The sequence below is a fragment of the Marinococcus halotolerans DSM 16375 genome (assembly GCF_000420725.1).
In the GTDB taxonomy this organism is placed as follows: Bacteria; Bacillota; Bacilli; order Bacillales; family Marinococcaceae; genus Marinococcus; species Marinococcus halotolerans.
Genome location: NZ_ATVM01000031.1, coordinates 1 through 23,300, shown reverse-complemented (window position 1 = coordinate 23,300; position 23,300 = coordinate 1). Strand labels below are relative to the sequence as shown.

General features: G+C 47.3%; 23 protein-coding genes and 1 pseudogene. 20 read left to right on the top strand and 4 right to left on the bottom strand.

The window, feature by feature from the left end; all coding sequences use genetic code 11:
* Positions 1-739: 739 nt before the first annotated feature.
* The 17 genes from ltrA (at position 740) to G548_RS0115535 (ending at position 20,020) form a co-directional block, all read left to right on the top strand.
* Positions 740-2,569, top strand: a complete 1,830-nt coding sequence (ltrA, locus tag G548_RS0115615) for a group II intron reverse transcriptase/maturase (protein WP_022794933.1) — start codon at positions 740-742, stop codon at positions 2,567-2,569.
* A 117-nt stretch (positions 2,570-2,686) separates the two neighbouring features.
* Positions 2,687-4,678 carry a VirD4-like conjugal transfer protein, CD1115 family gene (locus G548_RS18470; protein ID WP_022795085.1) on the top strand — a complete coding sequence of 664 codons (1,992 nt, stop codon included), beginning with the start codon at positions 2,687-2,689 and terminating at the stop codon, positions 4,676-4,678.
* Positions 4,647-4,850: a hypothetical protein gene (locus tag G548_RS0115605; RefSeq protein WP_022795084.1), complete on the top strand. Its 204-nt coding sequence runs from the start codon at positions 4,647-4,649 to the stop codon at positions 4,848-4,850. Before G548_RS18470 ends, G548_RS0115605 begins: the two co-directional genes overlap by 32 nt.
* Before the next feature lie 24 nt (positions 4,851-4,874).
* Positions 4,875-7,964, top strand: coding sequence for a pLS20_p028 family conjugation system transmembrane protein (locus G548_RS0115600; protein WP_022795083.1), 3,090 nt, complete (start codon positions 4,875-4,877; stop codon positions 7,962-7,964).
* A 12-nt stretch (positions 7,965-7,976) separates the two neighbouring features.
* Entirely contained in the window at positions 7,977-8,300 is a 324-nt protein-coding gene (locus G548_RS0115595; protein ID WP_022795082.1) for a DUF5592 family protein, read from the top strand.
* On the top strand, positions 8,301-8,948 hold the full coding sequence (locus G548_RS0115590) for a hypothetical protein (protein ID WP_022795081.1): 648 nt from the start codon (positions 8,301-8,303) through the stop codon (positions 8,946-8,948).
* A gap of 3 nt (positions 8,949-8,951) precedes the next feature.
* Positions 8,952-10,916: a VirB4 family type IV secretion system protein gene (locus G548_RS0115585; protein ID WP_022795080.1), complete on the top strand. Its 1,965-nt coding sequence runs from the start codon at positions 8,952-8,954 to the stop codon at positions 10,914-10,916.
* A gap of 145 nt (positions 10,917-11,061) precedes the next feature.
* Positions 11,062-12,027, top strand: coding sequence for a bifunctional lytic transglycosylase/C40 family peptidase (locus G548_RS0115580; protein WP_245558612.1), 966 nt, complete (start codon positions 11,062-11,064; stop codon positions 12,025-12,027).
* A gap of 14 nt (positions 12,028-12,041) precedes the next feature.
* Positions 12,042-12,638 carry a hypothetical protein gene (locus G548_RS0115575; protein ID WP_022795078.1) on the top strand — a complete coding sequence of 199 codons (597 nt, stop codon included), beginning with the start codon at positions 12,042-12,044 and terminating at the stop codon, positions 12,636-12,638.
* Positions 12,628-13,488 (top strand): AAA family ATPase, encoded by an 861-nt coding sequence (locus G548_RS0115570; protein WP_022795077.1) that lies wholly within the window; start codon positions 12,628-12,630, stop codon positions 13,486-13,488. The genes G548_RS0115575 and G548_RS0115570 overlap by 11 nt, the downstream gene beginning before the upstream one ends.
* Before the next feature lie 282 nt (positions 13,489-13,770).
* Positions 13,771-14,043 carry a hypothetical protein gene (locus tag G548_RS0115565; RefSeq protein ID WP_022795076.1) on the top strand — a complete coding sequence of 91 codons (273 nt, stop codon included), beginning with the start codon at positions 13,771-13,773 and terminating at the stop codon, positions 14,041-14,043.
* A gap of 3 nt (positions 14,044-14,046) precedes the next feature.
* Complete coding sequence (gene mobP2 / locus G548_RS0115560) at positions 14,047-15,231, top strand: MobP2 family relaxase (protein WP_022795075.1); 1,185 nt, start codon at positions 14,047-14,049, stop codon at positions 15,229-15,231.
* The gene (locus G548_RS0115555) at positions 15,228-15,683 is read left to right on the top strand and encodes a hypothetical protein (protein WP_022795074.1); all 456 of its coding nucleotides are present in this window, start codon (positions 15,228-15,230) and stop codon (positions 15,681-15,683) included. The genes mobP2 and G548_RS0115555 overlap by 4 nt, the downstream gene beginning before the upstream one ends.
* Positions 15,680-15,949: a hypothetical protein gene (locus G548_RS0115550; protein ID WP_022795073.1), complete on the top strand. Its 270-nt coding sequence runs from the start codon at positions 15,680-15,682 to the stop codon at positions 15,947-15,949. Before G548_RS0115555 ends, G548_RS0115550 begins: the two co-directional genes overlap by 4 nt.
* A gap of 17 nt (positions 15,950-15,966) precedes the next feature.
* Positions 15,967-18,087 (top strand): ArdC family protein, encoded by a 2,121-nt coding sequence (locus G548_RS18885; RefSeq protein ID WP_022795072.1) that lies wholly within the window; start codon positions 15,967-15,969, stop codon positions 18,085-18,087.
* 16 nt (positions 18,088-18,103) lie between these two features.
* Positions 18,104-19,075: a DUF3991 and TOPRIM domain-containing protein gene (locus G548_RS0115540; RefSeq protein WP_022795071.1), complete on the top strand. Its 972-nt coding sequence runs from the start codon at positions 18,104-18,106 to the stop codon at positions 19,073-19,075.
* Between the two features lie 42 nt (positions 19,076-19,117).
* Entirely contained in the window at positions 19,118-20,020 is a 903-nt protein-coding gene (locus G548_RS0115535) for a hypothetical protein (protein ID WP_022795070.1), read from the top strand.
* A gap of 46 nt (positions 20,021-20,066) precedes the next feature.
* Here G548_RS0115535 and G548_RS0115530 read toward each other — a convergent pair whose 3' ends face one another.
* Genes G548_RS0115530 through G548_RS0115520 form a run of 3 tightly spaced genes read right to left on the bottom strand, consistent with a single transcriptional unit; the run spans position 20,067 to position 21,886 of the window.
* Positions 20,067-20,303: a hypothetical protein gene (locus tag G548_RS0115530; protein ID WP_022795069.1), complete on the bottom strand. Its 237-nt coding sequence runs from the start codon at positions 20,301-20,303 to the stop codon at positions 20,067-20,069.
* Entirely contained in the window at positions 20,300-21,523 is a 1,224-nt protein-coding gene (locus G548_RS0115525; RefSeq protein ID WP_022795068.1) for a DNA polymerase IV, read from the bottom strand. The genes G548_RS0115530 and G548_RS0115525 overlap by 4 nt, the downstream gene beginning before the upstream one ends.
* A gap of 15 nt (positions 21,524-21,538) precedes the next feature.
* Positions 21,539-21,886 (bottom strand): YolD-like family protein, encoded by a 348-nt coding sequence (locus G548_RS0115520; protein ID WP_156847961.1) that lies wholly within the window; start codon positions 21,884-21,886, stop codon positions 21,539-21,541.
* 205 nt (positions 21,887-22,091) lie between these two features.
* On the opposite strand from G548_RS0115520, the gene G548_RS0115515 reads away from it, so the two are divergent.
* On the top strand, positions 22,092-22,331 hold the full coding sequence (locus tag G548_RS0115515; RefSeq protein WP_022795066.1) for a hypothetical protein: 240 nt from the start codon (positions 22,092-22,094) through the stop codon (positions 22,329-22,331).
* Between the two features lie 23 nt (positions 22,332-22,354).
* Positions 22,355-22,525 (top strand): hypothetical protein, encoded by a 171-nt coding sequence (locus tag G548_RS19390; protein ID WP_022795065.1) that lies wholly within the window; start codon positions 22,355-22,357, stop codon positions 22,523-22,525.
* Positions 22,526-22,558: 33 nt separating this feature from the next.
* Here the strand turns inward: G548_RS19390 and G548_RS0115505 are convergent, their stop codons facing one another.
* A complete protein-coding gene (locus G548_RS0115505; RefSeq protein WP_022795064.1) occupies positions 22,559-22,915 on the bottom strand; it encodes a hypothetical protein in 357 nt (118 codons plus the stop codon).
* Positions 22,916-23,075: 160 nt separating this feature from the next.
* Here G548_RS0115505 and G548_RS19385 point away from each other — a divergent pair.
* Positions 23,076-23,300, top strand: a pseudogene (locus G548_RS19385) (IS701 family transposase); the annotation flags it as partial.

Genomic DNA, 23,300 nt, shown 5'->3' with positions numbered 1-23,300 from the left:
GGCGCGACACGTTTCTAAGTGAAAAGCTTAGACACTGTGAAAAACACAGTGAACTGTTATTTCGAGAAGTCAAATGAAGGGGTAACGCCTGGAAGGGCTTCCTTTAATCCTTCGACATGCATGATGGTGAACAAGAACGATCATGTATGAAGCTCGATGAAGACGGCTGAGAGGCGCCGTAAGATCCCGATGGGATCAACGAAAGTCATTCAGCGGTGGATGATGTGCCCTATAGGCCGGAAGTCTATAAAACACCTAGGGTTAGAATACACGAGAAACTTTCAGCGAATTGAAGTAATGTGTAGACGAATCTCTGATCGTACGGACCTATATCGGGAGGAAGTCGAAAGGCTTTCGGACACAATAAGTGTCGCTACTGTGGATGAGTAAGACTCTCCTTTATGAAAATCCATAAGCCGTTACAGGCGGTTTCAAGGTAGCAGGTTCATAGGGGAGACCTACGGGTGTATGTACAGATAGAAATAACGGAACGTGGTAACTTGCCAACGTGGAGAGCTTGTTCTCAAGGAAACGGTTCAAAGGAAACATCGAATTTATCCGATGATAACTTTGATTTATGGCAAGGAAAGTGGTGGCACAGTACCAATGAAGCGTCTAATCCACGTGGAGGGATAGCCACTAGTCGTTGACAACTAACTCATTGTATTGGTTCTAACATGGATTCGAGTAAGACTAAGAGATGTAATCCTCCAGATATCTACGAGGGAGGTTACAGGCCATGTTAAAGAAAACGAACCTACGCTATCACGAATATTACGATATGCAAACAGCTTACGATCGTTTATATTCGGCTAGCCAAAACGGGAACAACTTTTATCAACTTATGAAAATGATCGGAGCAGAACAAAATATTCGGTTGGCATACCGAAACATCAAAACCAACAAAGGTAGTAAAACCGCTGGGCAGGATGGGCGAACCATCCAAGATATTTGGCATTTGAACGATCGAGAGATCGTCCAAGAAGTACGAAAAAGGTTGGAAAACTATCAGCCGCAACCTGTTCGACGAGTGTGGATTCCTAAAGAAGGGTCGAATGAAAAACGTCCTCTAGGCATTCCTACCATTTGGGACCGTATGGTCCAACAGTCGATACGACAGGTGTTAGAGCCGATTTGTGAGGCGAAATTCCATCCTCATAGTTATGGTTTTCGACCAAATCGTAGTGCCCATCATGCCTTTAGCCGGGTCGTATCGTTAGCTAACCGCGGTAAGTGTCATTACTGTGTGGATATTGATATTAAAGGGTTCTTTAATCATGTTCATCATGGCAAACTACTCAAACAACTATGGCAATTAGGGATTCGCGATAAATCATTGATGAAAATGATTTCGAAGGTGTTGAAAACAGAGATTGAGGGAGAGGGTGTTCCTCAGGAAGGAACCCCTCAGGGAGGGATCATTTCCCCGTTATTGGCGAATGTCGTTCTAAATGAATTAGATTGGTGGGTTAGTTCGCAATGGGAAACGTATAAGCCTCATCGAGCGGTATCGATCGGTTTTCGAGCCTATGCGAAAAAATACACGAATTTAAAAGCAGGTTTCATTGTTCGTTATGCGGACGATTTTAAGATCATGACGAAAAGCTACCGAGAATCGAAGCGCTATTATCACGCTGTGGTGGACTTTCTTCAATCCCGATTGGGATTAACCGTTAATGACAAGAAATCCAGAGTGATCAATTTGAAAAAGAATGCCTCGGAGTTTCTTGGATTCAAGTTAAAACTGGTACAGCAACAGCAGTCGAAACACGGTTACGTCGTAAAAAGCTCGATGAACGATCACTCGCTGCAGAAAACCAAACACCTTCTTAAACGCCGCATTAAGGACATTCAACACCACCCTAAACCAGAAAATGTTTTTCGATTTAATCAAACAGTGCGAGGAATACAAAATTATTATCGGTATGCCACCACCATTTACATGGATTTAACGGAGGTCCATTACACTCTCTTACAATCAATGAGAGCCAGATTTCGAACCTGTGCAACAACGATCTTATTCAAAGACACCAGTGCCAGCTTCCAAAAACGAGCTCGAGGAATTTCTCCTTGGAAAAAGATTTACTCGATCCAACAAGCCAGCCTTGTCCCTGTGACAGGGGTGCATCATAAAAACCCTCGGAACTTCAGTCAGCATGTAACGAATTACACCAAGGAAGGGCGAAAGAAGATTCACCAAGATCTTCGTGCTCTGCCACGAGGGGCCCTGGCTCAAGTCATGAATCATTATTCGAAGAATCAAAGCATTGAATACAATGATAACCGGATCTCTAAATATGTGGCGCAATATGGAAGGTGCTTTGTCACTGGCCAGCCTATTGGAATCGATCGCATCCATTGCCATCATATTCAACCAAAATCCAGAGGAGGCAGTGATCATTACGCTAACCTTGTCATTGTGGATACGTTCATTCATCGACTGATTCATCTATCGGATACGAAGAAGATCCAAGAGTACCTTCGGTACGTTATGTTGGCTCCTAAGCACTTGAAGAAACTGAATGAGCTTCGACAAGCATCTGGCCTAGAACCGATCAAACCGTCATAAGAATAAAAGAGTGAGTTAGAAACGATGGAACGCCGTATGCGCGGAAACGCGCTCGTACGGTGTGAAGTGGGGGAAAAGATGGAGATTACCTCAAAATCTTACCTATCACTATAGTTATTGGCGGCATCAAAGGAAACGCTCGAACACCGGGGCTATCATGTGGAAGCCCTGAACTTGATTGAACCGGAAATCCGGTCCATGAGTTTTCAGATCCTCCGTATGGTGATTGATGCCTATGAGGAAGGGGATTTGGGGAAGGCCGAACAACATGCGAAGGCGATTGCTCACATGCTGTATGCGGACCCGGATGCGAAGGATAAATTCTGGCAGGATTCGGCCAGTTCCTTATGTACAGCGCTGATTCTGGGGCTGTGCGAAAAGAACCTGCCGGACCACCCGGAAAAAATCACGATGTACTCGGTGGCAAACACCCTCAATGAACTGGCAAGCCAACAGGAAACGGACGAGAAAGGCACGATGATTTCCGGCTTGGACCACTTCTTTGACAGTCTGCCACGCAATCACCCGGCCAAACTTCAATACGCCACGGTCAAATTCGCGAGTGGGGCGGGCCAGACGGTCGCCGGGATTTTTGCCAATGCGTTTGATAAGTTGAGCATTTTCACCCTCACGCCGATTGCGAAAATGACCTCGTACCACTCATTTGATATGAGAAAGGTCGGATTTGGCAAGCACATCACGGGCTTTGCATCAGCGCAGGGCGAAGTCACGGCCACGTTCCCGGAAGGAAAGGAACGAACCCGGGCAAATACGAACGGCCTGTTCAAGTTCAGTCATGACCGATCTCTCAACGAAGGCCAGACCGTCACCTTTCACGATCACAAGACGGATGCAACGCTTACGGTGATGGTGGAAGCGATTGACGAAAAAACCGGAACGGTCACGTACAAAGTTGAGAAGGAACAGCAAGGCAATCAGCAGGTAGTAGTTACCCTCCGGGAATTTGAACACTTCACCAAGCCCACAGCCGTCTTTCTATTAACGCCAGATGATGATACGTCCCTGCATGTGATTGCGTCCCTGTACGTCAAGCAGCTGTACACCGAACTGGCGAAAACCTCCTACTTCACGCCGGGCCGGAAGTGCATCCGGCAGGTCGTCTTTATTTTAGATGAATTTGGGAACATGCCCTCGATCTCGGACATGGGCAACATGATTACGGTCAGTCTCGGCCGCCGGATTCATTTTAATCTGGTGGTGCAGGACCTGTCGCAGATCAAGCACAAATACGACAAGGAAGCCGACAACATCATTGGTAACTGTGCCAATAAAATGTATCTGCTTTCCACGGACTACGAAACGAACGAGGAATTTTCCAAACTGCTGGGCGAAAAGACGATCAGCTCCAACAGCCGGTCCGGGAGTACGCTTAGTACCGATAAAAACAAAACCGAAGGGACCGATGGCCGCCGCCTGCTCGATGCGTCCGAACTCGGACGATTGAAACCGGGCGAAATGGTGGTGTATCGGGGCATCAAACGGGAGGACTTAAACCGGGAGAATGTGACCCCGTACCCGATTTATAACCACGGCAAGACCCGGATGAAATTCCGGTATGAATATTTGAGTGACCAATTTAATACGGATACGGACCTGGAGGATATTGATATTCCCTGTGACCATGCAGGGCTTGATCTGACAAAAGTGATTTACCGATTCGAGGATGAAAACACCGATCACGGCCCGGACGATCAAGACGGGCCAACGCCAAATCAAAACGCCACGCAAGAACCGTCTGCGGAAGGGTCACAGGAGGAAGCAAACAACGAACAGGATAACGAGGAAGCCCCCGAAGGGGCAATAGAGATCAGCGATGAAGCGATTGCGTTTGAACAGTTGATCGTTCAAGACATCTTAGACGATCAAAACCTGCTCAAGGCGGTGGAACAACATACCGATACGTCCATTCATCATCTGCCGATCGGTCTACTGGAAGAATACTTGGACGACTGGCAGACCGAAGGCGTATTGAAGGAAGGATTAATTAAGGGGATGCGGCAAATGATTCAGAAAAAACGCCGGGATTATCACACGGAACTGGAAGGAGTGACAAACGATGCAGAACCTGTCTCTTCAACGACTAACTGATGTCTTAAATCATTTTGAGGATATACAGGTCGGGGGCGAACTGATTATCCGGCTCACCGATGCCACGGTCAAAGTGAAAGCCAAAGAGGATGATTCCGGTCATCTTGATGTGTTGGTGGATGAATATGATTATGCGGTCGAAACAAGCGTGGCCGAATTTTTAACCTGCTAGACCGGGCCGAAAGGAGGGAACGCCGTGAACGATGAACAAATACTGGAATATCTCGAACGGTTTTCAGATGAATTAACAAAAGGAACAATCGTGATCGACTTTCTCCGCATGATGGCATGGATGTTTGTGAAAGGCATGGCATGGATTGTCGATGCGTTTCAGAATATCACAGATTCGATGCTGGGGCTGAAACTCCTATACGACAATCCGCAGATCACGGAATTTGTAAACACGATGCAACCCGTGTTGGTCATTCTTATGGCAATCAACCTCATGTTCATTGGCTATCTGCTTATCTTGAAACAGGACGCCGTGAACCGTCCGGCGCTCGTCTCGAACATCTTCATGGCGCTGGCGATCATGACCATTTTGTCGGTCGGGATGAATCAGGCCAACGAATTTACGGACCAAGCCGTGGATGCGGTGAACTTTGAGAACGGCACAAGCACCTTAGCCGATGATGCAATCACGAATAATATTACCGATGCGGCGCTCTATGACGTAAACGGATGGGAAACCACGGAACTCGATGAAAGCAATAAGATCAACCCGTCCTATGCCCAAGACCTTACGATCAATGCACCGCTGAATGAAGATACAAACATTAACAGCGAAGATGATTTGTCCGAAACCGGGCAGGATATTGTCGAGAAAAAAATCCAGACCCTGCCGGACGGCACACGGGAAGTCGTGGACCTCGAAGATGGCGGGTGGATTTCCAATATTACGCAGGAATACTATTACCGCTATGAAGTCGATTGGGTCCCGTTGATCGCTACACTGACGGTCGTTGCGGCCGTGTTAGTGATTATTGGCGTCAAACTCGCCACGCTGTTTTTCAATCTGGCCTTTAACTATGTACTGGCTCCGCTCGTGGCGGCGTCCGACATGCACTCCGGGCAACGGATGAAACAAGTGGTCCAAAACATCATCAGCATCTTCATGGTCACGATCATGGTCTTTTTATCTCTAAAAATCTACATGATTGCGGCCGACATGCTGAACGACAGCACCGATGGTCTGGTGTACGTGCTCGGCATGGTCGGGCTTAGTGTGGCCGTGTTAGACGGACCAAACATTGTCGAACGGCTCTTTGGCCTAGATGCCGGGTTGAAATCCAGCTGGGGTGCTCTGGCCGGAACGTATGCCGCTGCTAAAGGCGCAACCGGGGCCACCAAATCCGGGTTGAGTGGGGTGAAAAACATCAGCGACAAAATGAGCAAAAACAAGGAAGAAGGCAACGGCGGCTCGGGCGGCTCCGGCTCGAAGTCGAACAATGGCAACGGCCAAGACCGGGAGAACGTGTCGCAGGCCGCCGAAGGGCCATCCGGCTCGGGAGGAACCGGAAACGTGGCAAACATGGCCGACTACCGGGGCAACAAAGCCGGAACGGACAGCCAGGGCAACGATACGGCCAACGAAAGCGCTACCGATCAAGGCGACCATCCGGCCGCCAACGGCTCCACATCGGCATCTGGGGATTCGGCGGCTTCTTCTTCCAAGGACACGGAAGCCAACCAAGCCCCGGCCAATAACAATCAAAGTTCCATTCCCTCTCTGCATGAAGAAATGAGCGAAGAAGAACAAGCCACGGGAACGGAAGGCCGGACGAACGGCAGGGCCAACGGCCAAGCAAACAGCTCCAAAGGGGCATCCGCATCGAACCTTGAAGCCCAACAACGCATGAACAGTTCGGCGTCTGGAACGAACGGACAGGCGACTTCTTCTCCGGCTCCAACCGAAGCAACGGACACGGATGATACCCCGGCCACCGGGAACGCTCCGGCATCGGGCACGGCGAACGCCGATACAGGCGATACGGAGAGCGTGGAAAACATCAACGGCGCAAGCACCGGAACGGCCGGGACGCACCGGGAACGGATGGAACAGGAAACGGACGGCAACGGCTCCCGGAACGTGGAACAGGACGTGCAAAGCGTTCAAGGCCAACAACAGGCATCCGGCGGCAACGTCCAGACGAACCAATCCGGGGCGGCTGGCGAATCGGATTCTGCAGAAACACCGTACACGGGGAACGCTCCGGCATCGGCTAGTGCCAACGCTGACACCGGAGATACCGCAAGCGTCCAGAACATGAAAGGCGAAAATACAGGCTCGGCCGGAACGCACCGGGAACAGGTAACGGAAGAAATGGACGGAACCAACACCCAAAACGTGGAACAGGACGTGCAAACGGTACAGGGCCAACAGCAAGCATCCGGCGGCAACGTCCAGACGAACCAATCCGGGGCGGCATCCAACGCCGGAAGTACGGAAACACCGTCCACGGGGAACGCTCCGGCATCAGCCAGTGCGAACAGCTCCGGCCAAGACACGGCAAGCGTTCAGAACATGAAAGGCGAAAATACAGGCTCGACTGGAACGCACCGGGAACAGGTGACGCAGGAAACGGATAGCAGCAGTACCCAAAACGTGGAACAGGACGTGCAAACGGTACAGGGCCAACAACAGGCATCTGGCGGCAACGTCCAGACGAACCAATCCGGGGCGGCGGCCAACACCGGAAGCCCGGAAACGCCGTCCATGGGGAACGCTCCGGCATCAGCCAGTGCGAATACTTCCGGCCAAGACACGGCAAGCGTTCAGAACATCAAAGGCGACAGTTCCGGAACGACTGGAACCCACCGGGAACAGGTAACGCAGGAAGTAGACGGCCAACAAACCCAAAACGTCGAACAGGACGTGCAAAGCGTTCAAGGGCAACAGCAAGCATCTGGCGGCAACGTGCAGACGAACCAATCCGGGGCGGCATCCAACGCCGGAAGCCCGGAAACGCCGTCCACGGGGAACGCTCCGGCATCAGCCAGTGCGAATACCTCCGGCCAAGACACGGCGAGTGTCCGGCATGAACGCTCCACCGAACAGGGACACCGGGGAGGAACAAGCAAGGAAACCATTTATCAAGAACAACAGGTCAACCATCAGGGCAACGATACCGAACAGGACGTGCAACAGTCGGTCACGCATCGGCAGACCGAAGGCCGGGTAAACCGCCGGGAACGGGTCACGGAACAGCAAGCCCCCCGGACGCAAAACTATGATCTCGGGAAACACACCCGGAAAACCGTGAAACGAAACAATAAACGGACGTAAGGAGGACCGCACATGGCGTCTTACCGCATCCCCAAAGACATGAGTACCGAACTAAAAATCAATAAATGGATGTATCTGACGGACTTTCTTCTACTGATCGGGTTAATCCCGTTCACGATGGTTATGAGCAATCTGGTACATGGCAACTTGATCTGGGGCTTTTACGCCTTCATGTTGCTTCTGGCCCTGCTCTTAATTATTCGGCCGACCAGTAACCCGAAACGCCGCATCTATCAAGCCGTGTACTATGCGATCATGCGCCGCAAAGACACGTACACGGCGATTGATTACTCTCCGGTGGACGAACCGGACGACACGCAAAGGAGTGAATCCTAAATGGCTCTTTTTAACGATCAGAAAGGCCGTTGGTTTGGCAAAAAGCCTAGTGAAGGAACGGCCATCTTTGTCGAAAGCGATCAAGTCCAAAAACGAAAAAAAGAAGCCAAGCCGAAAGTGAAATCCAGTTATGCCGATTTAGCTTCCGTGATTGATCTCACGGGCAACGGCTTTCTGGAACTCTCGGACGAGAAAGGCTACATGGATATTGTGCAACTCGAATCAAGCGATATTTACGCCTTGAACGAAAGCGATAAAACGAAAAAGATTTACCATTTTGCGACCTTTTTACAGTGGTATAACCACGATTTTAAAATCATTCCGTTTGATTTTCCGGTGGATACGTCCACGCAACAACGGCATATCCTTGAAAAAATGCAACAGACAAGCAAGCCGCAGTATCGACAATTTTTAGAAAAGAAACTCCAGGAACTCCAATTCATCGAGCAACGCCGCACCAACCGGGAATTTTTCTTATTCCTCTATGCGGATGATGAATACACGCTTCAATCCCGGTCCACGGAAGTGGAAGGCCAACTGCAAGCCGTGGCCCCGGTGATTCGGCTCACGGACGATAAGAAGATCAATATTCTCTATAAATTAAATAACTTGAACTCCAAAAACCGTCATACGCACGAAAGGGGATAACTCATGCTCGCATCCATCATGCAAAAAGTACGGGGGCCAAAAGACGAAGCACAGGAACAAGGCAACACCGAGGGCTATAACCGGGAGCTGTTAAGTGAAATCCAGCCGCAGGGCGGCATCAAGTTCAACGAAAGCTATATCCGCAAAGGAGACGGCTACGAAACCTGCGTGCATATTTACGACTTTCAAACGATCGTCAATGACTTCTGGCTCGAAGAGATTATGAACATGCCGAACGTCATTGCGGCGCTCGATGTGGCAACCCCGAACCGCCGGGAGGTCATGTCGAAGTTAAACAAAAGCATGGCCGAACAAAAAACCCGGACCATGCAGGCGAAAGAGACGGCCGATGCGATCGAAGCCACGGAATCGTTCGAGGAACTCTCCGGCATTTACAACGAAATCCGGCAGGGCGAAGTCGTGAAACGCATTGTCCTGCGGCTGTATGTCTCCAGTAAGACGCTTGATGAACTGGAAGTGACGGTGAAAAAGGTGATTGATGATCTGGAAGCCCTGAACTTCCGGGGGTCGGTCTTTCTGAACGAACAGGAGTATGAATGGGGCAGTCTGATCGAATCCTTTTCGCATCAAATGAAGTACCCAAACAAACGCAAGGGCATTGAACTTCCGGCCCTCTCCCTTGCCGGGGGCTTTCCGTTCCACTATACGTCTCTGGATGACCCGTTCGGGACGCACTACGGCACAACGGACACTCACGGGAACGTCATTTTCGATCTGTTTCATAAAGACAAGCAACGCAAGTTCTACAATGCCTTAATGATCGGCAAAATGGGGTCGGGAAAATCCACGCTGCTAAAAAAAATGGCGCTCGATAATGCGATCAAAGGCCACAAGGTACGGATTCTGGACGTGACCGGGGAATTTGGCGAACTGGCCGATGCATTGGACGGCAAAACCATTGCGTTGGACGGCTCGGACGGCTCGATCAATCCGTTGCAGGTGTATCGGTCGGAAACCACGGACGAAGGGGCGATTAAACAGGAAGCATCTTTTGCGAAGCACCTTTCGAAAATGCAGGTGTTTTACCGGTTCATCAGCCCGGATGTGACGAACGAGGAAATCAAGGAGTTTCAGAACTCCCTGCGCCGCCTGTACATCGAACAGGGCTTATGGTCGGACAACATCGACCCGGAGGAAAACAACATCACCGAACGGCGGCCGGACGAATATCCGATCTTTAGCGATCTACTGACGATGATTCAAGATGATCTCTACATCGACAAAGCCAAAGGCTTAGTGAATGAGGACGTAAGTGTACACCGCCGGGAACGACTGGAAAACATTGAACTGAACATCAAGAACTTGGTGGAAACCTACGGCCGCCTGTTTAACGCTCATTCCAGTCTGATGGACTTTGATAAAGAGGACTTTGTGGCCTTTCACCTGCGGAACTTATCGGAGCTGTCGGCCGAAGTCTTTCAAGCCCAACTGTTCAACGTCCTCAACATGCTTTGGGACGGGATGCTGGGTAACGGGCAACCTCAACTGCAAGCCTTCAACAAACACCGTCTGCGGTTTGAGGATGCGGTAAGGTACTTGATTCTGATTGACGAAGCGCATCACATCATTAATACGCGCAAAGGCTCGGAACACGGCGTCACCTTCCTGCAAACGTTCATGCGGGAAGCCCGGAAGTATTTCGGCGGCCTGTTTTTTGCGAGCCACGTCATTGAAGATTTTGTGCCCGACAAGGCCGATCAGAGTGCGGCCGAAGAAGTCAAAAAGCTGTTCAGTCTCACGCAATACAAATTCATTGGCGAACAGGATAGTGAATCGCTCCCCCGGTTAAAAGAGATTTTTACGGGACAGCTCAACGATTCGGAACTGGGGCAGATTCCCTACTTATCGCAAGGGGAAGTGGTGCTTTCCATTTCGTCTGTGAAGAACATCAAAATGAAAGTAGACGTCAGCAATCAAGAACTAGACCTGTTCGGGGGAGGGGCGTAAGACCATGAACACGGTAGCCAAAGGAGCCGCCAAAGCCGGGGGTGCGGTACTCAAACTCGGCACACTAAAACTGCGTCTCATCATCGGATTGTCGGCGCTTCTGGTCGTCCTGTTCACGGTGATGGTGATTGGATTCTTTCAAGTGATGATGGATACCACTTCCTCGGATAACAGTGAGGGTGACGGCACATTCGTGGCCGGAGGAACGCAAAATATCTCGGCCAAAATTGAAAACCTGCGTCCGGTCTACGAACAGTATGCGGAGGAATTTGGGGTTAGCGATCACGTCAACGTCCTCATGGCGTTATCCATGCAGGAATCTGGCGGCCGGGTGGACGACATCATGCAGTCGTCCGAATCCCTGGGCCTTCCTCCGAACACGATTGATGACCCGGAACGCTCGATTGAACAGGGCGTCCGGTACTTCTCGAAGGTGTTAGAGGATGCCAACGGAGACGTCAAACTGGCCTTACAGAGTTACAATTTCGGCGGCGGTTTTATTGATTATGCGGACGCCAATAATGACGGCGAATACTCGAAAGAGTTAGCGATTGAGTTCTCCCGTGAGCAGTATCAGAAAGTGAAAGGTAGTGGAAACTATTCGTGCATCCGGCCAGAAAGTGCGGAAACCGGAGCATGTTACGGCGACATTGGCTATGTGGATGCGGTGATGAAATACGTCACGAATACAGCCACTACGCAACTAGATGGAGACGTGGCCGAAGTCGTACAGGTAGGCGAAAAATGGATTGGCAACAGTAACTACGTGTTCGGCGGCGGCCGTTCCCGGAGTGACCAACAGGCCGGCCAGTTCGATTGTTCGAGTTTCGTGTATTGGGCGTATGAACAGGTCGGGGTGGAACTCGGCAGTCTCGGTTCGGTGAACACGGATTCGCTCAAAACCAAAGGCCAAAAGGTCGATTATTCCAACGCCAAACCGGGCGATCTGGTGTTTTTCGATACCTATAAACTGGACGGCCACGTTGGGATTTATGTTGGCAATGGCGAATTTATCGGCGCTCAAAGCAGTACAGGCGTAGCGATTGAAAGCATGGAGGACGGCTATTGGGGCGAAAACTTTAACGGCCGGGTGAAACGCATTTCTTCGTAACAAGGAGGAACAGGATGGATACAATCAAAACCTTTAAATACTTCTCGATCGTGGTTTTATTTCTACTGCTGCTATTCAATATCTTCTTCTTTTTTACTAATCAAACGGACGCTCCCACGGAAGCCGAAGCAACCGAATTAGAAAGCCAAGTCAGCCAATTAGAAGAAGATAACGAAGCCTTAGAACAACAGGTCAAGTATCAGTCCAAGACCGAACGAGAAGCCCGTTTCGATGAACTGGAAAGCCAAACGGATGCTTTTATGAACACGGCGTTTGTGCATACCTCGGACAATTATGAGAAGCAAAAAGAGAAAGCCGAAGGGGTCATGAGTGACCAACTGAAAGACCGATTTTTCGCGGGGGAAATGTATGGAAACGGAGAAGTCACCACGGATATTGCGAACGAAGAATACTTTATTAAAAACATGGACGATGCCGAAAAAGCCCAAGTGATTGTGCGGCTCGATCACCAGATGCATTACACGGAAACGGACGTGGATGAAACCAGTCCGGTGTTAATGAAAGTGCATTTTGAACGAGAAAACGGCACATGGAAAGCGCAAGAAATGGAAGATATTTCGGACAGCGAGGGGGGATTCGATGCTGAATAAAGACCGGGTGAACTTACGAAAAAAGACCAGCAAATGGTTCGGGGTGATAACAGCTGTGGTGCTGTTAGGCTTCATTGGATTCAGTACATCGAATATGTACATGGAGGAAACCATCGAAGTTCAGGCGTCTCCGATTGGTGAAGAAATTACCACCAGTGGAACGGATGATGTGGAAGTACTGGACTGGATTTATGACCAAGAGAAAAACAAAATGCAGGTCGTGATCGACATGAACGATCTCCGTTTTGAACAGGATTCGTTACAGTTTATGAGCAAACAACGGTCCAACGGCGAAGAAGTTCCAGTCAAAAAAACGTATCAGATGAACGACTATGCGGTGTTTGAAATCAGCCAATTAGATAAGAATTATGAACAGGTATTGCTTCAAATTGATCAAAACCAAGAACAAGAAAACGAAGATTCCGCAACCGATTCGGATGCGGAAACGAACACGGAAGAAGTCGAAAACGTGGTTCAACTGTACACGGATTATCGGAAAGTGGAAGAAGCAAGCATATCATCCGATGACGACTACGGCTACGTGAAATATATTATGAACACGCTCATTGAGGATACAGAACAAACCATTGAAACGAAAAAAGAAGAACGCCAAACGTTGAAGAAAGAGATCGCTGATCTCGAAGAAGAAGCGCACCAAATCGAACAAGAAAAGAACTACCAAACGGATGAAGAACAAACCGAAACGGACGGCTATTTGAACTCCTTAGAAACCGAAAAGAAACAGCTCCAGGGCGATATAGATACGCTAAACGAACAGATTAACATGGAACAGGAACGCATCGACAGTTACGAAGAACGCAAGAAACAGGAAAGCATTTCGCTCCAATAAGTAACAGGGTTTCGGTCATTTTTTGACCATAACCCTGCAAAAAAAGCCTTTTAAATTGTCTCAAAAGTGACACAAGCAAGCATATATGACTCAAATGTGTCACAGTGCTGTCTCACAAGTGACACACAAAGCAATTTTTACGATATCATTCCAAAAACCCGGCACTGCCGGGTATATCACGAAGTGATATCATTTTTCCCTTATGCTCTTCCAAATATTTTGATCTTGCACTGGGGTTGTTCTGGAACTGGCCTGTTTGATCACTGGAAAGGAGAGAAAACAATGAACATTCTACTGCGTGAATTAAGCCCAACAGTGGTTAAAACGATTGACGAACGTGCCAAACAACGAGGGCTATCTCGACAGCATTACTTGAAAGAATTGATCGAAAACTATGTGATGCAAAAAGAACTGAATGAAAATGATAAAGCCTACAAAACATTAATAGAAAAAAATACCGAAGCCCTGAACCATTTTAGTGAACAAATGCAACGACAAAACGAATGGCTGGAAAGCATGAGTGACGACACGGATGTTGTGCGTGAGGAAGTGTAAAACATGGAAGTTGGAAGCAAAACAGCCGTGGTCGTGAAATCGGAATTTGCGATGGGCCAAAGCAAAGTCGGGAACAAACGCTTCTCCAATTACCTCAAATACATGGACCGGAACGAAGCGAAAAATGAACAGGACTTTGCTTCTTATAATCACTATATGGATGATAATCAGAAAGCATCGTCTTTGTTCAATGCGTATCACGATGATTTAACTAAGGAAGATAAAAAGAACGTCATGGACGATTTCAAACAGGCCCAAAATAAAGGAAGTATTTTATATAAAGACGTGATCTCCTTTGATAATGATTGGTTACAGGAAAACGGCATCTATGACCCAAAAACGAAGCACGTAGATGAAAAGAAACTGAAAGAAATAACGCGCGCAGCTGTGTCCGATATGTACGAAAAAAATAACTTCAAAGACACAATGGCATGGACCGGGGCCGTTCACCATAACACCGAAAACATTCATATTCATCTGGCTTCCGTGGATACGGAACCAAGTGACAATCAACGGGGAAGGCGTAAATTAAAATCACTGGAAGGGATGCGGTCCACGTTCGTTAATAAAATACAGGACCGTTCGTTTGAACACAAAGAAATTAATGATTTGATGCGAAACAAAATCGTGAACAAAAAGAAAGAACAGCCAACCATGAAAGGCATGGACCGGGGCATGAAAAAAGACTTTCTGGCGATCAAAAAGCAACTGCCCGAAAACAAACGATACTGGCAGTACGGGTATCAAAATATCAATCATGTTAAACCCGATCTGGATAAACTGACGGAAAAATATCTACACAAAAACTTTCCTAAAGAAATGAAACAGCTCGATCAAAAACTCAATAAAGAAGAACAAATGCTGAAAAAAGTGTACGGGGAAGGCAACGAATCTCGGTACAAAGATTACAAACAAAATAAAAAAGATGATCTGTATAAACGCATGGGAAATACCTTCTTACAAGAAATGAAATCGTATGATTACAAGGAAAAACGCATCGAACAAAACAACCGTTCTTCAAATACGAACCAGAAGCGAGTAGCTTTTCAAAAGAACCGGGCCTTGAACCAGATACAGTACGGATTAAATCGAGTGGTCCATGCCGAACTGAACAGCTATCAGAACCAGAACGCTTATGAGCAGATGCAACGAAATATCCAAAATAACCAAAAGGGGCAATCCTTATGATGACGAAACAATTACGTATCCGTCTGTCGAATGAAGCGGATGAATATCTTCAAGAATTACAAGAGAAGCGGAATATAGATAGCCAATCGAAAACGATTAATGAAATCATTTTAGAACACAAGCACCAAAACATGGTCGAAGAACAGACGGGCTATTATACCTCTATGATGACCGATCAGATCAATCAAAAAATCGAAAAGGAAATGAATAAACATTTCAAACGGATACAGCTGGGCGTGAACAATACGGACCGTAATTCGCAGGTGCTTCTGGAACTGATGAACGGTTTTATGATTAACAATGACGTGACGCATATTATGACGACCAGTGATTATGAATCACCTACGCTTGCAACGGCCAAAGAAGAAGTGAATGAACGTATTGCTCACCTGCAACAACGCAAAGCCGAACATGAGAAGAAGCAAAACCAATCACAAGGAGGACAAGCATGAGCCAATTAGAGTTTGGGTTTATTAAAGAAATGGGTGAAACCGAAGTCGTGGTGTCGATGGGAAAGCAAGAGATAGAAATTCCATTGAATGACCAAGATATGAAGGATTTGCAACAACTGCTCGTGGAAACGGATATGGAATATGTACTCGTTGATCTGGATAAGAAACGGTTGGTATTGGATAACGAATTAGATATGAAAGAGATCAATAATCCGGCGTTAAAAGATTTGGATGTCGGCGTGGATGAGGACGGAAACGCTCTATAATCAAGGAGGAAAAACGCATGGCTTACAAACGAAAATCAGCCGAAACGAAACGGCAGGAAGTCGAACAGTTAACCGAAGATCGAAACAGTCAAGTGGATAGTTATTTTCAGTCCTCGGAGAACATGAAAGAATACTTGAACTTTATGAGCAAGTTCTATGATTACTCGGTCGGCAACTCCACGCTGATTCAAAAACAGTTTCCGGGAGCGAACGCCGTAGGTGGTTTTCAGTTCTGGAAAGAACAGGGTTTTTCGGTCCAGAAGGGCGAAAAAGGAAACAAAATTCTTGTTCCTACACCGTATAAAGCGTTTGAACGGGAAGAAAACGGTGTGAAGCAAACCGTGGGATTGAAACAGGCCACGAAAGAAGAAAAAGCGAAAATCGACAATGGGGAGATTCCCGTCAAAGAAAAGCTGGGGTACAAGACCGGAACAGTTTTCGATATTTCCCAAACCAACGCCACGGCCGATGATTTACCGAAGATTTTTCCGAACAAATGGCTCGAAGGCTCGGTCGAAAACTATCAAGCGTTTTATGATTCGATGGAACGGTATGCCAATACCATGAACGTGGACGTGCTGACCGAACCAATGGAAGAACTCGGGGCGGCCAAAGGCCAGTACATCGAATACACGCAGGCCAGCCCTGGAGGGGCATCGTCTTTTCACCGGGCAATTCAGCTTAATACTAGAAACGATGAACTCCAGAACGTGAAAACCCTCATCCATGAAGCGGCTCACGCTCAACTGCATGGCCGGGAGAAGGAAGGCAAGGACCTGCCGCACTCGGAGAAGGAATTTCAAGCTGAAATGACGGCCTATACCGTGGCTACGCATTTTGGACTGGATACGAGCGATTACAGTCTGGATTACCTGCATACCTACAATCAACAGCATGATACGACAACCGACAAAGTGGCATTGCTTCAAGGTGTCAAAGATACATCGTATGACATGATTACGCATCTGGAAGATGATTTGCAGATCGAAAACACCTACGAAGAAGCAAGCACCAATGAATTACAAGAACGATTCCAAGACTATCAAGTGGTCACCAGTAACGAGGTTCAGCGTATTGGGGATATGGACGAGAAAACCTTCCGGTCCACCTTTGAAGATAATTACGGCAACAATTTGCTGGCACATGGAGACGTTCGAGGGGAAACGGTCGAACAGGAAGTGCAATCCTTTAATCAGCTCGACAGCTTCAATCAAGGGCAACCGCCTTACGGGGTCGGAAGTGACAATTATAAAATCGTGGACCCGTCTTTGGAAGAACCAAAAGCATTTGCGGCATGGTCGGAGGACAATCAGATGGATGGCCGCCTGTTGTCTCTGCCAGAAATGGATAAAGTATTAGCCGAACGGAACATGGCAAACATGGATGAACTCGGCTATGCCAAAACCAATGTGAAGGTGATTATGCCGCCGGATGAAAATAACAATCAACAGGTCCTTTCAGCCGGTCGTCTGGCATTGGGAGACGCCGAATATCACGATTTGAACACCACCCTAAACCAACAAGGTTATGCTGTTCACCGGGAGCATTTAAGCGATCAGTCTTATCTGCAAGACATTTATACGCCGGAAGCCTTTGAACAAACGTTTGAAAATTTAGCGGTGAAGATTCAAGAACACAAAGAAGGACACACCAGCATGAATAACTCGGATGCATATGAAAGGCAACGGCAGGACGTACAGGCGTTTACTGAAGAACATGGGTATGTTCCTGGGGCAACGGCCGAAGCGATTCATCAAGCCACGACTAAGGACGTGCAAGAGCATCAACAGGACCGGGCAGCGGTCAATCAAAGCGTCCAGTTGGCATCGGCCTATACGTCCTATCAAGACCATGTAACCAAAGAACAAGGACAGGATGGACTAAATGAAGATACCCTGCTTGATCGACTGGAAAGCCAAAACGCTTATGAAGCCTTAAAAGAACAAGCTGTAGACCAGAACATGCTGACCGTTGCTACGGTAAACCGACTGGAACAACGGCTGAAAGGCGAAACCACCACGGAGAAAGAACCAACGTGGCCGTTTGAACAGGCTGACACGAAAAGCGTCACCAAAGAGGAAACTGTGGAAGAAACCACCACCCGGAAAACCGTTCGACAGAACGGCATGAGCATGTAGAAAGGAGGGAGAACGCATGGCAAACCGCCGAGTAAACAGTGAGGAAATCGAACAGGCCAAAACTGTGGCTATTATGGATTACTTGGATGCGAACGGGATTGAAGTGGAACAGCAGGGCAACGGGCATCCTCCGTACTATAACCTTAAAGAGCATGACAGCTTAGTGATTCAGGGCGAAAAATACTACTGGAACAGCCGACAGGAAGGCGGCTACGGGGCGATTCATTTTGCGATGACCTATCACGATCTCTCCTTTCCCGATGCCGTCCGGCGTATTAATGACCATGAATATGCGCTTGACCGCCAGCCGGTGCAACAGGTGGAGAAAGAGCCGTTTTCCTATCCTTCACATTATGAAGTGGCTGATACCTCGAACGTTCGGGACTACTTGGTGAACGATCGGAAAATTGATGAACGAGTGGTGGATTGGTGCTTGAACAAAGATTTGATCGTACAGGACCGAAAAGACAACTGCGTGATGAAATGGAAAGACCGGAACGGGGAAACGATCGGAGCTGATCGGCAGGGAACAAGGCCGATAGAAAACGGAAAGCATTTTAAAGGCGTGGTGAAAAGTTCAGCCGAAGATGGCGGCTTTGCGATTAATGTCGGCAAGAACATTGATAAGATTGCGCTGTTTGAAAGCCCGATAGATGCGCTTTCCTACTGGTCGGAAAAAAAGGGAGACGTCCAAAACACCCGATTGCAGAGCATGAGTGGCTTGAAAATACAGGCGGTGAAACGGGGCTTGCAGGATTTACAGGCTGACGGTCACAAGGTCACGCAGGTCATTTCGGCCGTGGATAACGATGCGGCCGGAGCGCATTTTCACGAAAAACTGAACGACTATATCAATCCCGATGCGATTGTCGATCACCGGCCCACCAAGACGAAAGACTGGAACGAGGAATTGAAACACGGACTTCAAAAGAACCAGAAGCAAGCATTAAAAAGTAAACAATCTTCTCCTTCCATCAGTTTATCGTGAGTTTTTCAATAAAAAATATTATATATCTTGGAGATAATAAATATGAACAATGAAATCACCTTTTTATCAACTATTATTACTAGTTCGGCCGCCTTAGTAGCCATTATCGCTGGATTTCTAGTTAGTCGAGTTATTTCAATTTCCAGTGAACAAAACGCCATTCATCGTCGTATCAAAAGCCTGCGAATAAATAGAGATGGTATGAAAGAACGAAGGAAAAATTTGGAGCAAAGAATAGAAGGCGAAGAATATAAGCTGCTAGAATCATATTATTATCTAGAACCTTTTATGCTCCAAATGGATATACGTGGTTTAATAAGTGGAAATGATATAACTCGTGCAAGCACTGAATCTCTTTATCAATTAATAAATAAAGATGATTTCAATGTTTTAAGCGAGGAACAGATAAGAAAACACATTGGGAAAATAAGAAGTTATTTATATAAATGGGGAGATGCCTACGCAGTTGATAGCCAAGTAATAACCCATGATTTTAATAAAGTTTATGAATTAATAGAGCATGATGATTTTCCGGACGACAGGGCTAAAGAGAGGCGTTTGTATTCACTATTCATTGATTTAGTAACACCTCGGGTTAACGACAATTCAAAGATACAAATTAAACAAACTAATGAACATGGAGAAAACTTAAAGCAATTAGATAATGATATAAGTTCGTTAGACAGAGAAATTGAAGGTCAACAGCACCTGCTAACAGAATATGCGAATCCGTCTGGAGTATATGGGGCGCTTGTTGTTCTTTCCCTATCCATTATCTTGGGTGTAATAATACCAAGCATTGTTTTAACTTTACAAATAGAGTTTTTTGCTTGGATGTGGTGGTTATTTGCGGCATTCATATTACATGTTAGTATCATATGTATTTATCTCTGGATTTTTGTGATTAATCTAAATGATAATGCTAAACAAAATAGTTCTAAATAACAGAAACGGACCGTTCGTAGGTCCGTTTCTTTTTTTAGTATGTTTGTTAATCAAACGGACGCACTAAATCATCGAGAGAAAGGTCTAGCAGCGTGGCTAAGGCTTCGGCTTCTCGGAAACCGATGTTTGGCACTCGGTTCATTTCATAGGCTTCATAGACGGGCTTCGACACCAGACACATCGTACAGACGTCTTTCACGGTTAAATCTTTGGACGTTCGGGCGTGATACAGTAGATCACCAATGTAATGAGGAGAACGGGCGTCACGAATAGGGTTGTTCATTTATAATGACCTCCAATTTTCTTCGATCGTTCGAGGGCTTGTCCGGCATCGGTTAAGGAAGAAGCGTACATAATAATGCCGCCGCCGTAACGGTCTTTCAAAGCATCAAGCGTCTGGTTCAAGGAGGAACGGTCCTCGACCTCATCAAATAAACTTAACTGCCGGTGCGTGTCCGGTTCGACTTTTTCCAGAGACACGCCAATGCGCCGGACTGGTGTGCCAAGCCAGTGCCGATCAAACAGCTTCTGACAGGCGTGATAAATCACCCGGCCGTCATTGGTCGCCATCGGGAGTGTTAGTTGCCGGGAAAAACCGACCGGGTTTTCATACGTGCCACCGATACCTAGCGATAGTTGATTCCCGATTAATCGTTCGTCTCGGGTGCGGCGGCCCACTTCTTCGGCCAGTTCTCGCAGAATCACGAAAATCTCGGTTCGTTGATGGTAGTCTCTCGGCAGGGTCATGCCGTGGCCGATGCTTTTTTTCTGCTGATGGGTGTCGGGTGTAACCGGAGACGGGTCAATGCCGTTCGCATATTGCCACAACAGCTCCCCGTTGATGCCCCACCGATGCTGTAATTCCTCCACGGGATAATTCGCTAAATGGCCGATGGTACGGATGCCCGTCTGCATGAAGTGTTTTTCCATGCGGTTGCCGACACCGAACAGCTCGCCAATCGCAAACGGCCAAAAATCATCGGCTAGGCGGTTTTTAGAAAGATGAAAGATTCCTCCAGGGCGTTTTTTGGCTTGCAGATCACATGCACTCTTGGCAAGGATTTTATTCTCGCCAATGCCAATACGGGCATAGATGCCAAATTGTCGCAGAATGGCTTTTTGAAGGCTTTTAGCGGTTTGCTCGGGCCGGGACTGATGGACCGTTCCGGTGAGTTCGATAAACGATTCATCCACGGAGAACGGCTCCACTTGATCGGTATACGTTAAAAACAGTTCGTTAATCTGCGTGGATATGTCGATATAAAGTTGCATCCGGGGTTTAAGGACCGTTACCTCGGGACAAAGCGATTGGGCTTCCCAAAGAGCCTGTGCGGTCTTAATGCCGTGGCTTTTCGCCACGGGACAGGCCGCCAAAATCACACCACTGCGCCGGTCCGGGTCGCCGGCCACCACGACCGGATGCTGGGACAGGTGCGAATGATACACCTTTTCGACGGACGCATAAAAACTCATCATGTCGATCAGAAACACCACTCGTTTCATCGGTTTGCCCTCCTTTTACGACTGGCTCTCCACGGCTTGAATATGTTCGACAGGAATCGTCAACACGGCTCCCCCCACTTGAAGCCATACCTGCGGCGGTGCGTCTCGGAAACGGGCCACATAGCCAGTTGCCGTGTGGAACTGGCCGTCCTGCCAGTACGTGACGTCGAACAGCCACGTATACGCCATACCGTCATGAATCATCTGCATATATTCCTCGATCATCTGGTCGTCCAGTTCGGGCGGCTCCTGCCACGTTTGGGCTTCCTGCCGTTGTAACCATTGCTTGCGCCATTCCGGGAGAATCATGCGGCTACTTTCCCAACGGAGATTGCTGTTTGGCGTTAGTTTGTTGGATTTCACGGGTATCACGTCCTTTCGTTACTACTAAGTATACACGAACAAACGTTCTCTTAAACAGGTTTTTTTAAATTGACTTTGTATCTTTGTTTCTTAAAATCTTTATTAGATTTTTTATATAGAAGAATCATTGTATCATTGTATCATTAAGGCATGAATGTTATGATAGGTATAGAAGTTGAGATTAGAACAAAAATGAGGAATCAGCATGAATCAAGACTGGAACATGGAAGAACTGGAAACGAAGATTTACAACAGTTCCAAGCAATTATTAATCGTTAGTGTCATGCTCATGGTGGTGTCCTCGGCATCCCTCTGGTTGCAACAATGGTTCTCATGGCTGGCGATTGCGGCCGTTCTTCTGGCCCTGTCATTGTTCACCTTTATCAAGGTGGTTCAAATCTTTCAGTGGCAGAAACGGATTAATGAATTAATGAAACGAAAATGAGATACTAGAAAGGATGAACAACCATGCAACAGTTTGCTTTTGCGATTACCGATCACTTTTTCCCTAGCATCTTAGAGGGAGAGATTCAGGCCGATCACGAAGAAGCTGCGAAAGCGAAAATCAAAAGCCTGTATGCCGAAGAATTAGATACCGAAGAACAAGAAATCGACATTTTAAAATTAGAAAAACAGTAAAAAAAGAGGTGTGGGGAACACCTCTTTCAATCTCTACTGACTTAATTCTTTTGGAGAAACGTGATCTATTCCGTAAGCAACGGAGGAAAAAGCAAACACATTTTTCTCTGGATGCTCTCGTTTTAGTTCGGCGTAGGCATGGCCCAAATTCCAGTCCAATAATTGAAAGTTTCGTTCAAATTGGTATTTGTCTGTTTCGTGAAAGAGAATCACAATATGACGTCCTCCATAAATCACATGCAGTTCATTTTCTACTAATAAGGTTTGAACGTTTTGCTCGGCCAATTCTTGGATGTCTGCTTCAGTGCTTTCAAACTCTCCGATCAAGATATTCAATTCTACATCGTCAAAATGGGTTACGTGAGTAACTTTATAATAATCTGGTTCCATCTATGAACACCGCCCTAGCAAAAATTAGTTCTATTATTAGTACTTTTATGTTGCGGATTTATTAACAATTATTTCCATTATCGATAAAAAAGAGACAGAATCCCCGTTGATACGGTACGATGACATCGACCAAAACACCATCGAGAAAGGATTCTGCCTCATGTCTACCGTATCATATTCCTCCTGCATCGCCAACGCCTTTGATCAATGGAACCTCCGGTTCTTTATGTCCGCCCCAGCTGCCCGGCATATGCAAAAGCTGCTGGAGGGTTGGACCCGGGAGCATCGCAACGGGAGTGTGAAGGCCCTTCAGGAAGCTGCGAATCATCACGCTCACCATTCGTCGGTGACCCGGTTTTTTCGCACGTCCCGGGTGAATGACCAT

Bases quoted from the DNA above. Each gene is read 5' to 3' on its own strand.
- ltrA (WP_022794933.1), top strand. From the start codon at position 740: ATGTTAAAGAAAACGAACCTACGCTATCACGAATATTACGATATGCAA.
- G548_RS0115605 (WP_022795084.1), top strand. From the start codon at position 4,647: ATGCAGAACCTGTCTCTTCAACGACTAACTGATGTCTTAAATCATTTT.
- G548_RS0115595 (WP_022795082.1), top strand. From the start codon at position 7,977: ATGGCGTCTTACCGCATCCCCAAAGACATGAGTACCGAACTAAAAATC.
- G548_RS0115590 (WP_022795081.1), top strand. From the start codon at position 8,301: ATGGCTCTTTTTAACGATCAGAAAGGCCGTTGGTTTGGCAAAAAGCCT.
- G548_RS0115585 (WP_022795080.1), top strand. From the start codon at position 8,952: ATGCTCGCATCCATCATGCAAAAAGTACGGGGGCCAAAAGACGAAGCA.
- G548_RS0115580 (WP_245558612.1), top strand. From the start codon at position 11,062: ATGATGGATACCACTTCCTCGGATAACAGTGAGGGTGACGGCACATTC.
- G548_RS0115575 (WP_022795078.1), top strand. From the start codon at position 12,042: ATGGATACAATCAAAACCTTTAAATACTTCTCGATCGTGGTTTTATTT.
- G548_RS0115570 (WP_022795077.1), top strand. From the start codon at position 12,628: ATGCTGAATAAAGACCGGGTGAACTTACGAAAAAAGACCAGCAAATGG.
- G548_RS0115565 (WP_022795076.1), top strand. From the start codon at position 13,771: ATGAACATTCTACTGCGTGAATTAAGCCCAACAGTGGTTAAAACGATT.
- mobP2 (WP_022795075.1), top strand. From the start codon at position 14,047: ATGGAAGTTGGAAGCAAAACAGCCGTGGTCGTGAAATCGGAATTTGCG.
- G548_RS0115555 (WP_022795074.1), top strand. From the start codon at position 15,228: ATGATGACGAAACAATTACGTATCCGTCTGTCGAATGAAGCGGATGAA.
- G548_RS0115550 (WP_022795073.1), top strand. From the start codon at position 15,680: ATGAGCCAATTAGAGTTTGGGTTTATTAAAGAAATGGGTGAAACCGAA.
- G548_RS18885 (WP_022795072.1), top strand. From the start codon at position 15,967: ATGGCTTACAAACGAAAATCAGCCGAAACGAAACGGCAGGAAGTCGAA.
- G548_RS0115540 (WP_022795071.1), top strand. From the start codon at position 18,104: ATGGCAAACCGCCGAGTAAACAGTGAGGAAATCGAACAGGCCAAAACT.
- G548_RS0115535 (WP_022795070.1), top strand. From the start codon at position 19,118: ATGAACAATGAAATCACCTTTTTATCAACTATTATTACTAGTTCGGCC.
- G548_RS0115530 (WP_022795069.1), bottom strand. From the start codon at position 20,303: ATGAACAACCCTATTCGTGACGCCCGTTCTCCTCATTACATTGGTGAT.
- G548_RS0115525 (WP_022795068.1), bottom strand. From the start codon at position 21,523: ATGAAACGAGTGGTGTTTCTGATCGACATGATGAGTTTTTATGCGTCC.
- G548_RS0115515 (WP_022795066.1), top strand. From the start codon at position 22,092: ATGAATCAAGACTGGAACATGGAAGAACTGGAAACGAAGATTTACAAC.
- G548_RS19390 (WP_022795065.1), top strand. From the start codon at position 22,355: ATGCAACAGTTTGCTTTTGCGATTACCGATCACTTTTTCCCTAGCATC.
- G548_RS0115505 (WP_022795064.1), bottom strand. From the start codon at position 22,915: ATGGAACCAGATTATTATAAAGTTACTCACGTAACCCATTTTGACGAT.